At 40.1% G+C, this 15,324-nt stretch carries 13 protein-coding genes and 1 pseudogene; 3 read left to right on the plus strand and 11 right to left on the minus strand.

The features are described 5' to 3' along the window. Window positions 1-169: 169 nt before the first annotated feature. From hemW to spoIIP, 5 genes are all read right to left on the minus strand, one after another. A complete protein-coding gene (gene hemW / locus A3GQ_RS0105785; RefSeq protein ID WP_028776242.1) occupies window positions 170-1,309 on the minus strand; it encodes a radical SAM family heme chaperone HemW in 1,140 nt (379 codons plus the stop codon). Between the two features lie 4 nt (window positions 1,310-1,313). Beyond that, complete coding sequence (gene lepA / locus A3GQ_RS0105790; RefSeq protein WP_028776243.1) at window positions 1,314-3,119, minus strand: translation elongation factor 4; 1,806 nt, start codon at window positions 3,117-3,119, stop codon at window positions 1,314-1,316. A 160-nt stretch (window positions 3,120-3,279) separates the two neighbouring features. Next, entirely contained in the window at window positions 3,280-4,005 is a 726-nt protein-coding gene (locus A3GQ_RS23550) for a L,D-transpeptidase (protein WP_051271266.1), read from the minus strand. Window positions 4,006-4,183: 178 nt separating this feature from the next. Beyond that, on the minus strand, window positions 4,184-4,519 hold the full coding sequence (locus tag A3GQ_RS0105800; protein WP_028776244.1) for a DUF3679 domain-containing protein: 336 nt from the start codon (window positions 4,517-4,519) through the stop codon (window positions 4,184-4,186). A gap of 15 nt (window positions 4,520-4,534) precedes the next feature. Beyond that, entirely contained in the window at window positions 4,535-5,662 is a 1,128-nt protein-coding gene (gene spoIIP, locus A3GQ_RS0105805) for a stage II sporulation protein P (RefSeq protein ID WP_028776245.1), read from the minus strand. A 150-nt stretch (window positions 5,663-5,812) separates the two neighbouring features. Between spoIIP and A3GQ_RS0105810 the strand changes: the two genes are divergently transcribed. Together A3GQ_RS0105810 and A3GQ_RS0105815 are read left to right on the plus strand one after the other, a co-directional pair. Beyond that, window positions 5,813-6,442, plus strand: a complete 630-nt coding sequence (locus tag A3GQ_RS0105810) for a hypothetical protein (protein WP_028776246.1) — start codon at window positions 5,813-5,815, stop codon at window positions 6,440-6,442. A gap of 161 nt (window positions 6,443-6,603) precedes the next feature. Beyond that, window positions 6,604-7,164, plus strand: coding sequence for a hypothetical protein (locus tag A3GQ_RS0105815; RefSeq protein ID WP_169818253.1), 561 nt, complete (start codon window positions 6,604-6,606; stop codon window positions 7,162-7,164). 118 nt (window positions 7,165-7,282) lie between these two features. Here A3GQ_RS0105815 and A3GQ_RS0105820 read toward each other — a convergent pair. The 5 genes and pseudogenes from A3GQ_RS0105820 to A3GQ_RS0105840 form a co-directional block, all read right to left on the minus strand. Then, a pseudogene (locus tag A3GQ_RS0105820) lies at window positions 7,283-7,675 on the minus strand (GPR endopeptidase); the annotation flags it as partial. Further along, window positions 7,644-9,422, minus strand: a complete 1,779-nt coding sequence (locus A3GQ_RS25585; RefSeq protein ID WP_051271268.1) for a recombinase family protein — start codon at window positions 9,420-9,422, stop codon at window positions 7,644-7,646. The gene A3GQ_RS25585 and the pseudogene A3GQ_RS0105820, both read right to left, overlap by 32 nt. Window positions 9,423-9,505: 83 nt before the next feature. After that, the gene (locus A3GQ_RS26720; protein WP_156877569.1) at window positions 9,506-9,679 is read right to left on the minus strand and encodes a hypothetical protein; all 174 of its coding nucleotides are present in this window, start codon (window positions 9,677-9,679) and stop codon (window positions 9,506-9,508) included. 184 nt (window positions 9,680-9,863) lie between these two features. Further along, complete coding sequence (locus A3GQ_RS0105835) at window positions 9,864-10,370, minus strand: DUF2690 domain-containing protein (RefSeq protein WP_028776249.1); 507 nt, start codon at window positions 10,368-10,370, stop codon at window positions 9,864-9,866. Between the two features lie 603 nt (window positions 10,371-10,973). Further along, complete coding sequence (locus A3GQ_RS0105840) at window positions 10,974-12,329, minus strand: hypothetical protein (RefSeq protein WP_028776250.1); 1,356 nt, start codon at window positions 12,327-12,329, stop codon at window positions 10,974-10,976. A 514-nt stretch (window positions 12,330-12,843) separates the two neighbouring features. Here A3GQ_RS0105840 and A3GQ_RS23560 point away from each other — a divergent pair. Beyond that, the gene (locus tag A3GQ_RS23560; protein ID WP_051271270.1) at window positions 12,844-13,869 is read left to right on the plus strand and encodes a M14 family zinc carboxypeptidase; all 1,026 of its coding nucleotides are present in this window, start codon (window positions 12,844-12,846) and stop codon (window positions 13,867-13,869) included. A gap of 477 nt (window positions 13,870-14,346) precedes the next feature. On the opposite strand, the gene A3GQ_RS0105850 is transcribed toward A3GQ_RS23560, so the two are convergent. Then, complete coding sequence (locus tag A3GQ_RS0105850) at window positions 14,347-15,081, minus strand: Fic family protein (protein WP_028776251.1); 735 nt, start codon at window positions 15,079-15,081, stop codon at window positions 14,347-14,349. Between the last annotated feature and the right edge of the window lie 243 nt (window positions 15,082-15,324).

Genomic DNA, 15,324 nt, shown 5'->3' on the forward strand with positions numbered 1-15,324 from the left:
AGATTGTGATAGCAGATGAAATTATTATCCAATCTGCATAAGGGCAACTAAGCCTCTGTCTGCGCCTTTGGCTTGCCAGTCGGCAAGTTTTCTTTATTAGCACTCGTTTCACATGAGTGCTAAAATCTACTCTATAAGTTATCAAACCACTGGTACGGTGTCAATGTTATCAATAGAGAAATTGGGCGAAAACATCATTTCCAAATAACAAACCTTGCTCCGTCAAACGGAGAATATCCCCTTCTTTCGCAAGAAATTTTTTGGATTGTAACGTTTTTAATGTGTCTCCAAAAACATTTTCTGCTGGGATACCAAACTGGGCTTGGAACTGGTTCAGGCTGACACCTTTGAGTAATCGCAATCCTAAGATAAAATAATTCTCCATTTGCTCTTGAGCAGAAATCTGTTCTTTCTGAAGAATAGGTCTTTCCCCAGCATTTATACGGCCTATATATTCTTTTATACCTTTTATATTCGCATGTCGTATGTGGTGAACATACCCATGTGCACCTGTACCAAAACCATAATAAGCTTCATTATGCCAATAAGTAGTGTTATGAATGCTTTCTCGGCCTTCTTTTGCAAAATTACTCACTTCATATTGTACATATCCATGACTTCGTAAATCGTCTCGAATCAACTGATACATGCTAAACTCTGTTTCTTCACTTGGTAGTGGCAATTGCCCTAACTCCTCCAAATGATAAAACAATGTCCCTTCTTCCACTTTCAAGCTATAGCAAGAAAAATGATCCGGTGCCAGCATTACTGCTTGTTTTAATGTTTCTTTCATTTGTTCTACAGTTTGATTTGGCAATCCAAACATCAAATCAAGAGAAATATTGGAAAAACCCGCTTCTCTAGCATCTTGTACACTTGTGGCGATCTCACCCACCCCATGAGATCTTCCAATCTCCTTTAATAAATGAGGTTCGAATGTTTGCGCCCCAAAACTAAGACGATTCACTCCTCCAGTATGCATTACTTTTAATAACTCTGGAGTCGTAGTTCCTGGATTTGCTTCTATGGTATATTCCAACAAACTGGATTTATTTGGAAAATAAAAATCAATCGCTTTAAGCAATTTTTCCATTTGTTTGGGAGTTAAAACAGTGGGTGTTCCTCCACCAATGAAAATACTTTCCAATTCACCAGGTGGAGAATCCTTAACTGTTATCGCTATTTCTTTGATTAGTGCATCAATGTAATCATCTACAGGTTGTCCATCCATTACGTAAGCGGTGAAATCGCAGTAGTAGCATTTAGTAGCACAAAATGGAATGTGAATATAAACCGCTTTTGGAGAAATCACCTTATTTCTCCTCCATTTTTAATACTGCCATAAATGCTTCTTGAGGTACCTCTACACTACCAACCGCTTTCATCCGCTTCTTCCCTTCTTTTTGTTTCTCAAGAAGTTTACGTTTACGGCTGATGTCTCCTCCATAACATTTGGCTAATACATTTTTGCGGATGGCACTAATATTTTCTCTTGCTACTACTTTATTTCCGATCGCAGCTTGAATGGGAATTTCAAACATTTGTCTTGGAATAAGCTTCTTCAGCTTTTCGACTAACAACCTTCCCCGATGTTGGGCACGATTACGATGAACAATAAAGGATAAAGCATCCACCACTTCTCCATTTAAGAGCACATCCATCTTGACCAAATCCGAAGTTTTATTACCAATTAATTCATAATCAAAAGATGCATAGCCTTTGGTACTCGATTTTAGAAGATCAAAGAAATCATAGACAATCTCAGATAAAGGCAAGTCATATTGTAAATTGACTCGATTTGAATCTAAGTACTTCATATCAATATATTGTCCACGTTTGGTTTGACATAGTTCCATTACTGTACCTACAAAATCATTTGGTACCATGATGCTTGCACGTACATATGGTTCTTCTACATGATCAATTTTTTGCACTGGAGGCATGAGTGTAGGGTTTTCGATCTGTAGCATTGTACCATCTGTCAAATAAACTTGATAGACAACGCTTGGAGCTGTTGTAATAAGAGGGATCTGAAATTCTCTTTCGATTCTCTCTTGAATAATTTCCATATGAAGAAGCCCCAAAAATCCGCATCGGAAACCAAAACCAAGGGCATTGGATGTCTCGGGTTCATACGCTAAGGAAGCATCATTTAATTCTAATTTTTCCAAAGCTTCCCGTAAATCTTCATACTGTGATGAATCAACTGGATACAATCCACAAAAAACCATCGGATTGGTTTTCCGGTAACCAGGAAGTGCTTCTGTTGCTGGATTTAACGCGTCCGTGATTGTGTCTCCCACTCGTGTATCTTTCACGTTTTTTATACTTGCAACGACAAAACCTACTTCACCAACGGAGAGCTCATCCATTAAAACAGGATGTGGATTATAAGCCCCTACTTCCAGAACTTCAAAACTTTTGCCTGTTGCCATCATTTTAATTTTCATGCCTTTACGGATGGTGCCTTCGACTACTCTCATATAAACGATGACACCTTTGTAGGCATCATAAAAAGAGTCAAATATTAAAGCCTGTAATGGAGCATCAGGATCTCCCGTAGGCGCTGGTACCTTATCTACGATTTGCTCCAAAATGTCTTCAATCCCTATACCAGCTTTAGCAGAAGCGAGTACAGCCTCACTAGCATCCAGGCCAATCACTTCTTCCACTTCTTCCTTTACGCGCTCTGGGTCTGCACTTGGCAAATCAATTTTGTTTATGACAGGAATAATTTCGAGATCATTCTCTAATGCAAGGTACACGTTTGCCAATGTCTGTGCTTCTACACCTTGAGCAGCATCTACCACAAGCAGAGCACCTTCACACGCTTGCAGACTGCGGGATACTTCATATGAAAAATCAACATGCCCAGGGGTATCAATTAAATTTAATATGTACTCCTGTCCATTCTTTGCTTGATAAGGGAGACGTACGGACTGTAGTTTAATTGTAATGCCTCTCTCCCTTTCCAAATCCATCTTATCTAAAAACTGATCCTGTTTTTCACGCTCCGAAAGGGCGCCCGTAAAATCGAGGATACGATCAGCTAATGTCGATTTCCCATGGTCAATGTGTGCGATAATAGAAAAATTACGTATTTTTGCTTGTTTACTCATCCGTTCTAATCCTCCCTGCTAGTCAAAAAGAGCAGACTGCATTGTATCATTATAGCAGTCTGCTGTTAGAGCAAGCAACGATATCCTATTGTTCATTTTTTCATATAAATTTCCTTAAAAAAAACGCCACATCATTGTGAGCGTTTTTTGTTTCATTCCATTATTTTACTACGGAATTGTGCACATACGCATATGCGCCGCTTTTTAATTTAATTTTGTAGAAATCGCCAACTTTACCTACTTTGTTGAGTACTGTTCCACGAGGTACTACTTGTAGTACTTTGGCCGTTAAGGATGCTGCTGCACGAATGTTTGCTGCACTCGCGGTTACAGTCAATTTTCCTGCTGGACTTGGTGTGGATGTACGATGTTTCCCATGCCATACACCATCATGCTTATTTTTGGTAATCCATACTAATGTACCAGTTCCTACTGTGTTGTATAGTTCAATGACTTTATTGCTATACATACGTACACAGCCGCTGGAAGCATAAGAACCGATCGAAGAAGGGTTGTTGGTACCATGGATTCCATACATGCGACCATTGTCGCCTCCTACTTGCAATCCAAGCCATCTAGGTCCAAGAGGATTTTTGGGATCTCCACCAGGTATACCTTTCCAACCTGGTTGGTTGATCTTGATAATAATTGGGAACGTTCCTTCTGGAGTCAAACTAGTTGTTCTACCTGTTGCCACTTGGTACGTTTTGGCTACTTTACCGTATTTGTTATACAAGTAAAGTGTATTGTTGGACTTGTTGACTTCGATTTTGTAATCATCAGGTCCACCAGCAGCATACGAGGAATTAGTAGCTCCAAAACTAAATACAACGGTAAAGACCAAAGCCAACGCGGTGAGAATACTTACCCACTTAGCAGCTTTCATCATACCTCTCACCCATCTCTCTATAAAAAAGTAAAAACTGTGCTACTTGATTTCATCATAAATCATCCACTGGACTCTGTATAGATATTTCAGGTTGAAAATATAAAAAAAAACCGACTTTTTTAAGAGTCGATTTACATTATACAAATATAACTATTGATTTTTTAAATTTAAACCTTTATTCATCCCATGAAAAAACCGATCCAAGCATCATGCGGGAATAATACCGCATATTGGAGCCAATCGCATTCCCAATATTTGAGAGTACATTTTCGCTCTTTGCAATGGTTTTTTGGACTTTCTCTACTTTTATCGTGTCTATCTTTTTGGTTTGAACCACTTGTCCAAGCACATTTAACTCCAACTTATTTCCTTTGCTACTTAACTGTACTGCTCTTGGAGCACCTTCTACGCCTTGCATTTTTTGGATATTTTTTTCTGCTGAATCGATCCCTACGAATATCCCGATCAACAAGACAAATGCTAGGCCTATCATCTGAATCGAAAAACGCATTTTTGCTCATCCTTTCTATTTTTGAACCGGAACCGCATCTGAAATTCGTTCTCTTAACACTTTTGCCAAAATATCAGTTGATCGATACACTTCTTGGAAATTATTATCAATTCCGCCAATTTCGACTAAAAAACTACCTTTGGACAAGGATTGGTTGTATTCTCCATTGGAGCCTCGTGTACGTGGTTTGATAAATACACCACGAACCAATCCAGGAGCCAATTTATTGATCTCTTTATAGAGAGAACGAGCTAACTTGAGATTTTCTGTGTAATGCTTACTCGCACTGCCAACTACAAATGCCAATCTTGCATAAGGCTCTCCTTTGATGTTTATGGTAGTGACCTTCCTGCGCTGAGAATCCCGATGAATATCGATCAAATAAGTAAGGTCATCATACTTCTTTAATGCTTGTACGACTGTTTTACGCGATGAAGAGTATGCACCACGATAGGAATAAGGCACATGAGAAGTGACAGATCCAACACCCATTTTAGCGAGCTGTTTTGCCAAGTGTTTCCCTACTAATGTAATATTTTTGTTCGCATCGTTTGCTTTCATCCCACGGGATTGATCCAACTCTGGAATATAAGACTCCGAAAAATGCGAATGATAAATAAATACTTGTTTTATCTTTGGACTCGTGATTGTAGTTGATGATGCTTTCTTTCCTTGTTCTTGTTTTCGAATTTGACTCATCACTTGCTCTTCCAGATTTGCAGGTGGTGAGGACTCGATTGGCACATCAGAAAAAGTAACATCTTTGCTCGCTGTGTCGATATCCGTATCAAAAAGAGCAAACAACGGAATTTCATTACTTAAAAACGTCCGAGGATCATTTGGATCAAAGCTAGTCATTACTTCAAAAAACAAACGAGAAACCATCTGTTCACTTCCTGGTCGATGAATCATCTCTTGTAAGTAAGGGACATTGTCTCCCATCACTTGGAGCAATGTGTGTGAAGTAATATTAGAAGTAACTCTACTTAGTTTCGAGTTATGGTTAGACTCAGTTTGCAACACAAAGAAAACACCAAGAACTAGAAAAATAACAGCTGTGCTCATCATAAATACAACGAACACCCTTCGATATCTAGGATCTGATAGGTTATAAGTTTCCATTCGAAATTGCGTTCGTCTCATTCAAACTCCCCCATCCGTGCACTCCATTTCTATCAATACCTATGAAGGCAAATACGAGAGTAGAACGAAAATATAGATTTGTTCCAAAGATAGGAAGTTGGTAGAATAGTAGCAGTAATGTTCGTCTACTTGTCTCAAGAAGGCAGCAAGATGACTGTTATCAACGAGAACGTCGTCACTGATATCGAAGAAGTCATGGAAGCAATAGCTTCCATGAGCTCAACGGATCTACACCTTTGGATCAGTCACCGTCAAGGTGCGAACACGGAAATCTCCAACCTTTTGGAGCTGCTCAAAGCCCATATCGAGGACTCGTGGAAAATGGGTGAGCGGATGGAGGAGCTGTTCACAGCAGCCAAAAAAGAGAAAAACCTCCAACAGCGAAAAGAAAGTGGAATCCGTCATGCTGACCTGCTGAGCGTGGTTCTGCATAGTCGTCTTACCCTCCAGACAAAAAAAAGGGAACTATCCGAACAAGCAGACTATCTTGCAACGTGGGTTTGTACCTTCGAACTAGCGATCAAGAAGTACGCCCAGAAGTTGTGGGACACACAGCACAAAGGACTGGTCGATCTCACTTCCGAATCCGCAGCCTTGGAGCGAAACTTCAACAATGCGATGAAGGAAATGGAAGAGCATCCTTCCGATGAGGCAAAAATGCTGTGGAGGAAACTGCTCACCGTGCTCGGTCAGATCAGCGGATGGAAGAGTCCCTTTATCGGACTCAAGCCGCTCTACGACCGATGTCAGACACAGGCTGGTGAGTTTTTGATGCGGTAACGGCGTTCGAGCAGGTCGGAGAGATTCGTCTCACTGGCCTGCTCGTCGTATAATAAGGAAATTTATATAAATTCCCTTTTTGGAGCGCATTTTGTGAACACAAAGAATAGTTGATAAAATAGATATACTTCTATTGGTCAACCTGATCAGAAAGGCATCCTGTGCCTGCACAGAAGAACAAGAAGATGAACGCCATAGCCGAACGTCTGGGTCTGACGCCTACGGGATCTACACTGGATCACCTGATGATCCTTCTCGGAAAGAAGATCAGCCGAGAAGAGATGCTCGCCAGCATGTGGTACATCAGGAAGCACAACGAACCCAACGATTCCGATAAGGAGTTCATGCAGATTCTGGTGGAGAAGCTCAAGAACTGCGAGCCCCATCAGCTCGACAGCTTCGATCTGCTCAGTCGGTGGAGGGAGTTCTCACATGAGGTGGTGAACTACTGTGTGGACCATCGTGACACTTCCGATCTCAGCTCCTGGAACACCGAGTTCAAGTGGGAGTGCTACCGCTTCCTCTTCAAGATGTATGGATGCGAGGCTCGAGCACCTCAGTGTCCCGAACGGCTCCTGAAGGAATTCCCGAAGGCGATGGAATCAAAGCCGAAGCCTTCCACACGCAAGATGTGGGAGGAAATGCTGTTTCTCTGGAGCTTCATCCTCCCTGAGGACGACCAGTCCCAGATCGAAGAGTGCATGACACTCCTCGCGAGCTAGGCGTTCGGGTGGGTCCGTAGGAATTCTGTTCCTGCTGATTCACCCGCCGATCATAATGGATTTACACATATATAAAAGAGATACCAAAAATGGGTATCTCTTTTTTGCTTATCTTTTTTTAATGTAGATGGGTCACGACATTATCCATTGTTACTGCTTCATGCAATGCACAGTTTAACCCTGTAGCGATTACTTTCGCCATGTCATTGATAAAATCATCTACTTCTTTTGGTGTAACCATTAAATTTTGCCCCAAAGGGGATAAAATCTCGTGAATTAATTGCCGCTTCTCATCATCTTCTAACTCACCAACTAACCCTAACATTTTTGTTTTGGTCTCCGCTGGTATTTCTTGTTGTTCTAACTCTTTTAACGCTGGGCGATTTAGTGGATCAAGCGGATTTCCCTTTACTCCTGCCATCTCACGGCTTAAGTATGCAAGTAAGTAGTTGACTGTATCAAAAGCGATCGTCACAGCATCAACTACTGTTGGAACCCCTATCGTTACCATATTGCAAAGTAGATGATACTTGTGCTGTTCGTTGTTTTTCAAGACTAGCAGCGGTTTCTCTTGCACAGCTCACTGCTTCAAAAAATTTCGGTACATCAAAATGCAGTTCAATGGTAACATCTTCTCCTGCTACATTTACTTGTTTCACAATACTTTTGATCATTTCTCGCTTTTCTTCTGTAGTTGCAATCTCCAATAAGCTTCCCCAATCCGCAAGTACATCTTGCAGTTTTAACACATCTACTTCTGAAAGACCGTTGCTGTCTTTCAGAGCTTTCATCTCTTCATATAATCGCTCCGCCTTTACTAACTCTTGGACGGACCGCTCATATAATTCTTTTAACTGAGATTCTGAAAAGGATGAGTCTTCCCCCATTAAAATTTTAAGCAAGTGATTGTTCGCATTTTCTTTGGCCTTTTGCCATTGTTGCCTATCTTGTTTCGCTTGCTTTAATTTTGCTTCAATTTCTTTGGAAGCATGTATCGTTTTTTGCTGAATCTCGCTTAATACATTGGATGTAATGAGTTCTTTGGTATATTCTTTTATTTTTTCTATCACAATATTGTCAAGTTTTTCTGTCTTATGCGTTCCTTTTTTGGAGCCACACACTTGCACTCCAGATTTTAGTCTTCGCAAACATCGATAAATACCGTAAAGGTCTCCTTTTTTTGTCCGTTTGGAATCTAACCAATCCCGTTGACTTCCATATGTCATGCTGCTGCCGCATTCACAAGTTAAAACACCTACTAGCAATCCCTTTCCTGTTCCATTCCGCCTTGGAGCTTTACCACCAAATGAATTGCTTTTTACTCGGGATTGCTTCATTTTTTGCGATTTGTCCCAAATTTCGGGTTGAATGATTTCATACTCTGGCCAAAATTTTTCCGATACAAGCTCTTCCCCTTGTTTGGTGTACTTTTGATAAGAACCAAACTCACCTTCAACAGTCTTTGTCTTCCCATAAGATAGATAGCCTTTGTAGACCGTATTCCGAAGGATTTTCCGAATGCTTTCTGATCTCCACTCTCTCCCTGTCCTTGTTTGCAGCCCTCTCTCATTTAACATACTAGCAATCCGTAACATCCCTAAACCTTCCGAAACATAAAGTCGGTATATTTCTTTCACTACTTCTGCCTCTTTTGGTTCTATCTCCAACATATTGGACATCTCTGGATGATTTCGGTATCCATATGGAGGATTTCCACCTGTCCAATAACCTTCTTTATGGATTAATTTCATCATATCCGTTACCCGGATCTTGGTGTCCATCGAAGATTTTTTGGCAGACCAAAACTCAATGAAGTTGAGGATCTCATCGGCATCTCCATTGTTGGTAAACTCTCTATTTTTATCTACTACCCAGATACGACAGTGCCGCAAAAACCGAATCGCATGATTTAAACTCTCAGTTGAGCGACGTCCAATCCGATCGAGTTTATAAACTAGTAATATATCAAAAAGACCTTTTTTGGCATCTTCAAAAGCCTGATTTAGACCTGTTCGTTTACTTGTATGGGTATGGAAACCAGAAACACCAGCCTCTACATACTCTAACTCGGTAAACTTCCAATCTGGCTGAGCTTCTATGTATTCCATACACTTCTTCTTTTGGAGAGGAAGATCATTTTCATCCGATACAGGTCTTGCCGATACTTTGCCAGTACGGGAAGCTGACTTCATCTTTCCTTGGGTCGTTTGTTTATTGGTACTCGCCCGCATAAAGAGCGCAACTCTTAAACCTGCCATACTAATCTACAACCTTCCCTTATCTACAGTTGTATTATTACAGGTATATATTATATAGAAAAAGATAGAACAAAAAAACCCTTCTAGTTTTTTTTCCTATCACTCTCTGCCATTTGATCCCTACCTTGAAACTTGTGACGGTAATATCTAGAAGCTACTGTGGAAAAAATACTCTGAAACTCATGGATTTTGGTTTCCATATCGACAGAAGGAAGTTTATGCTTTGCAATCTCTACTCGAACTTTATAATCAGACACCAAAAGATCACATCCTTGCGTCTTTTAGAACCTATTGTCTTTTTCATAAGCTAAAATTATTCATATAGCACAAAAGACAAATAACTTCGATACTTTGGAACATAAAAAAAGAAAAGAGAGTAAGAATACTCTCTTTTCTGAAATCGCTTTCTTTGTGAGTCAAGAAGTTTATGATACTAACGTATTAATACCATCCAGTAGATTTTGAGTTCCATAAATCGTAAACCACACCACTTGCTTGGGCATTATATGGCGATTTATCCCAAGCTTGTCCTGTAAAACAGGAAGTTTCTCCCTTCATTATGACACCATTACCACCAGTTTCTTTGTCACAGTCTAAAAGTGTTTTATTAAGTATTAATGATTGAGTCGTGTTGTATCTTCTTTTTATCCAAGTTTCTGCATAGTAGTCTTTAGGAGCAGCATTATACAGTTTAATATAAGCCCAAGCCGTGTGGCATCCAGCACTTCCTTTTAGTTGAACATATCCTATCCTGGTTCCACTATTGTTCACAAGATACTCTGTATCATACGTCACCGGTTGATTGTAAGCACATCCAGTATTGTATGGATTGGTCCCATCATACTGTGCAGCATCGGCACCTATTGGATTTAGAGCAAAACTAGCAACGAAGAAGGAAAATGCGAGTGCAAAAACAAACCCAATGTTCAGAAATCTTTTCACCTTCACAACATACACCTCCAGTAGTTTTTCTAGTGCAATTGTAAATCGGTAAAGAGTTATTTAGATTATAAATGCTAGTTTAAAAAAACGCAATCAAAAATATATAATAAATAATGTAAATTTTTCATTCCAATCTCACTAGCTTGTAATAAAAGAATTGTAAAAAAATTCATTTCCATTTTAGAAAGAAAAACCTTATAAAAGCGGAAACTTCGACCAATTTCATTCGTGTAAATAGAGATAATTATTCTTAGTATTTTTGGTGATAATAGAAAAAATAGGAATGTTAATATATCAGTCACCTTCGATTTTTTATGTATATTTTTCCTTAATATTTTTTAATTCTTAAATAAATATAAGGCCTTTGACTGATTTTTGAGAAAATATTAAAAAAACCTAATAAATCCCTTTTCTACTTTATAAGTATTTCTATTTTCGTATAAAACAGTTGCGTTCGCTTTGATTTTTACGTTACAAAAGTATAGTTTTGTAACGTATGTTGAAAAAGCGTTGATATATAAGGGTTTTAAATTTAGTAATTAAAAATACAGCGCCCCCCTCTGATAGAATCAGAGAGGGGCTACTAGACAGAAAGAGCCTGTCTAGGCACTACTCGGAGATGACTACCTTCGCACGGAACACCTTGCTCAGGTAGTCTGCCATGGCGATCAGACGATCTTCAGTCGGCTTGTAAGTGCCGGAGTTGCGGTTCAGGAAGATGACGAACTCACCATCCACCTTACAACACCAGATCTCACCAGCGAACCGAACATCCTCGTCGTATCCAGAGATCAGAACATGCTTGGCCATGATCCAGTTGATGATCTTCCGGTCCCGACCATTGCGGTTTTCGAGGCGGGCAATGTGAATGCCCGAACCCGTAACCACGATGTTGTAGAGGAACGCTTCCTCATGAGAAGGACCGTCACTGCGGCGGAGCATCTCGACGATGGCCTGACGCGGCACATCCTCGTACTGATCGACGCTGTGAATCAGATGACGACGGATGAACCTCACGGTCCTACGAGAGAAGAGCTTTTTCTTCAGCTTTCCCACACGGTCGAGCTTGCCACCGAATTCAGGCAATGCATCCTGAAGTTCCAGCGCTTCGATCGGTACACCTGTCTCCGTGTTGAAGATGGGACGCTGACCGAGGAGGAACCCCAGCCATACTCCGAACCACGACGGACGGCTGATGCCAACCGCGGCGAATTCCTTGCTGTTCTCCCACCGTTCGACCGACATACCTACCAGCTCTCGCACCTCGAACTGAGGGGCAGTGCCAGTCGAGTGAGCATGCCGGATGAACTTCTTCTTGACCGATCGGCAGAGACTGGTGAACTCCTTCCGCCACACGGACAGGAAGTGATCGCCGATCCCTCGACCAGCATAGAGGATACGAATCGAGACCTTCTTCCCCTCGTACTCCAGACCGTTCTTCCAGAGGAGAGCAGAAAGATGAGAGGGACGGTAGACGTGCTGGAGTGACTTTCCACCGGAGGTGAACCCAGCAGCAGTCAGGACCTGGGCGTTCGCATTGGCACAGCTGGCCGTACGGCGCCCCTTCTGGTTTTCCATCTCTCGACGGATCGCTGCGATTGCTTTGGGATCCAGGTCACACAGCTCGAAGTAGACACCGACCTGCATTCGCTCCATGTCAGACGCAACGTACGAGCGCTGACGGTAGAACATGAAGGCGGTGTACTTGTCCCACTTTCCTTCTCCACCGGGAACCATGGTGAAGACGTTCGGGATCCCGAACCCGATGAAGACCGAGTTGGGATTGCGGAACACGGAATCGACCGAACAAAACAGCAGCCCGGAGCGTACATCGTTCTTTTCGTCCACGGGAACCTGGACAGGCCAGTTGGAGCCACGGTGACCCAGCACATCCGGAGCGATGCGGCTATCTTCCGGAAGGTTCTCCGACAGACCCTCAGGCAGATTGAGTCGATTGATCTTCATGACATTCCTCTCGCAGAGTGCGTGAGACACAGTTGAAGCTGCATCTCTTGGATTATCTATAAAATATCATTGAATTTTCAATAAATCAATTATTATAGGAAGAGAACCTTAATGGTGGTAGTTGCTTTTTTGGTTGCTTTCGTGACGATTTCTTTATTCTTTTTTTTTTACTCTTCCAATCGCTAATAAATCCATTCCTCATCCTGTTAAAGAAACACAATGTAATACAATATAACCTGCTCCCGGTTTTTCATGTTTTTAAATACATCCTAATATAAAATAATAATCTTTTTTTATTGAACTTTTTTATTTATTATTTAATAGTATTTGCTATAATAACAGTTGTACGATCAGTTAATGTTTATTAAAGGGAGGTTAATAATGAATTAAACATACATCTATATATCTGAAAAAGAACTCGAATCGCCTTACTAAAGCTATTCACAAAAAACTGTATTAACAATCTGTTTAGGCTCTAATTTGTAAGCGTTTTCAAAAATATGGAGGTGTCTATATGAAGAAATTTTCTTTGTTATTAATACTATTATTGTTAATCGCTACTCCCGTTTACGGAAATCCACAAGCAGTGCCCAATGGACCATGGCTACAAGATACCCAGACGATGAAACTGGAACGTTTACATAATTATGAGGAGTTAGTAAAAGAATTACACCAGATAGAAAAATCTTCTCAGGGCAAAGTCCAATTAGAAGTTATTGGGAAATCCAATCAAAATAGAAATATTTATTTAGCTAAAGTTGGAACAGGAAAGAAAAAAGTAATGTATGTCACACAACAACATGGAAATGAACCTTTGGGTACGGAAGCAGCTTTACATTTATTGAAAAATTTAGGAAGTAGCAACCAGCCTGAAGTCAAGAAAATTCGTGATGAAATTACATTATATGTCGTAGTTCGTGCTAATCCTGATGGGGCTGAGAAGTTTTGGCGTCATAACTATGATCCAGATGCAACACCTGAGTTCGGCTTAAAAGGAGAAGGTTATGATATGAACCGTTACCATTCTCCAAACATGTTACCTAAAAATAATCCAGTGCCTGAAGCAGCTGCAATCCGTTCTGCTTATGATCGCTATAAACCAGATATTGTAGTAGACTACCACCACCAAGGAAGCTATGTGAGCGGAGATGGAGATATGATTACAACTTCTGTCTTCTGGCCAAATCATCCAAATGTCGCTAGCAATCCTCTAAATCTTTCAAAACAAGTTAGTTTGGTCATATATAATACATTAATGCATTATGGCTTTGCAAAAGTAAGCCAATATCCAGGTGGTACTTATGAAGGAATTGCCAGAAACGGATATGGTTTACTCGGAAGCGGCAGTGTTCTTGTTGAGTTCCGTGGTGATATCGGACAAAAAAGTAGTGGCATGTTAATTCGTACTGCCTATGCAGCAATGGCTGGCATTTTAGAAGAAGTCGCAGAGGGAACATTAAAAAATTATAACCCAGCTGATGCCGATAAAATCCCATTACGTGGTGAAGGTATCAATAATTCCGAAGAAGGCGAAAATTAAAATATAAACATGAAATGGGCCTTATAAGGCCCATTTCATGTTTATTGCACATATATGTAGATTTTTTATTAAAAAAGACTCATGAGTTTCATAATAATGTGTCACTTTCATTTGTGTACTAGGAACTCTGCACTGATTCCTTTTGTTCCCAACCATAACTGTCAAACCATCTATTCTTTTTGTAGTTCTCTATTGCATGAGAAATATACAGTATCACATTTGCAGGGAATGGTTTAATGGGAAGAATCGTAAATCATCACATTTATGAGGTTCTAAGTTTTGAATCTCTCCGTTCCAATCTTTCACGACAGCCAAAGAAATCCACTCTTTTATCTCCCGATTTCCGTTGCATTACACCCACCATTTCTACATTTTCCTCGCTAACAGCTACTCCAGTTTCTTCTCTTCCTTCACGAATTGCTACTTCATTGAAAGCTTCCTCTCTGTCGAACTCACTCTCCAGTGGTTTATCCCAAATTATAAAAATCGCAGATAAAACTCCAGTCTCTCCTGCTCAAGATCAACTAACATCTGTATAAAATCATTAGAATCTCCCACTACATGGGAATGATCCAGTGCTTGATAATATTGTAAACGTTGTTCTTTCTTGATTACAATTGGGACAAATCCTGTTTTCAACAGTTCCAAATTCATCAATAATCTTGCGGTTCTACCATTTCCATCGACAAAGGGATGAATTTTTACAAACCAACTATGCAACATTGCTGCTCTTTGTACAGGATGAAACAGTTGTGCTTCTGCTTCATACCATGTGATTAATTCATGCATTTGTTCTTCCACCATTAGGTAATCAGGCGGAATGTGCTCTGCACCACTTATCAAAACATTTGTCTTTCGATAAACACCAGCATTCTCGTTATCAATGCCTCTAAGAATAATGGCATGTAAATCTTTGATTATCCTTTCAGAAAATGGCTCATTTCTTTTCACGATATCTTCTAGTAAAAATATCGCTTCTTTATGATTCAATGCTTCAAGGTGTTCTTTAACTGATTTCCCACCAATCGTAATACCATCCTCTAACACGACTTTTGTTTCGGTCAGTGTTAAGGTATTTCCCTCGATAGAATTCGAATGATATGTCCACTCTACAACAAGATGATCATGTAAATTTTTGATTACGTGTTTGGGAAACGGACGTTTTTGATCTAAACGCGACTTTAAATCATCCATTCGTTTGAACCGATTCATCACAACATTACCTTCTTCTAAGTGTAATGAAATCATTATAACGTTCATTTGTTTCTAATTCTATGAATCACCACTTTCTTGACTTAATTAAACAGCTTCCTTTAAAGCACCACCTTTTTTTATCCATTCTATTTTCAATGTCTTACTAGATATCTCCCATTTAGGCAAAAGTAAAAACGATTATATTTCAAAAAGTGGGGAATTTTATATTATCTTTTATCTAACTTATACTTTTGAAATGGT

It is taken from the genome of Shimazuella kribbensis DSM 45090 (assembly GCF_000428065.1).
In the GTDB taxonomy this organism is placed as follows: Bacteria; Bacillota; Bacilli; order Thermoactinomycetales; family Thermoactinomycetaceae; genus Shimazuella; species Shimazuella kribbensis.

Coding starts and splice junctions, on each gene's coding strand:
- A3GQ_RS0105810 (WP_028776246.1), top strand. CDS start 5,813: ATGACTGTTATCAACGAGAACGTCGTCACTGATATCGAAGAAGTCATG.
- A3GQ_RS23550 (WP_051271266.1), bottom strand. CDS start 4,005: ATGAAAGCTGCTAAGTGGGTAAGTATTCTCACCGCGTTGGCTTTGGTC.
- A3GQ_RS0105840 (WP_028776250.1), bottom strand. CDS start 12,329: ATGAAGATCAATCGACTCAATCTGCCTGAGGGTCTGTCGGAGAACCTT.
- A3GQ_RS23560 (WP_051271270.1), top strand. CDS start 12,844: ATGAAGAAATTTTCTTTGTTATTAATACTATTATTGTTAATCGCTACT.
- A3GQ_RS0105850 (WP_028776251.1), bottom strand. CDS start 15,081: ATGAATCGGTTCAAACGAATGGATGATTTAAAGTCGCGTTTAGATCAA.
- spoIIP (WP_028776245.1), bottom strand. CDS start 5,662: ATGAGACGAACGCAATTTCGAATGGAAACTTATAACCTATCAGATCCT.
- A3GQ_RS0105800 (WP_028776244.1), bottom strand. CDS start 4,519: ATGCGTTTTTCGATTCAGATGATAGGCCTAGCATTTGTCTTGTTGATC.
- lepA (WP_028776243.1), bottom strand. CDS start 3,119: ATGAGTAAACAAGCAAAAATACGTAATTTTTCTATTATCGCACACATT.
- A3GQ_RS25585 (WP_051271268.1), bottom strand. CDS start 9,422: ATGGCAGGTTTAAGAGTTGCGCTCTTTATGCGGGCGAGTACCAATAAA.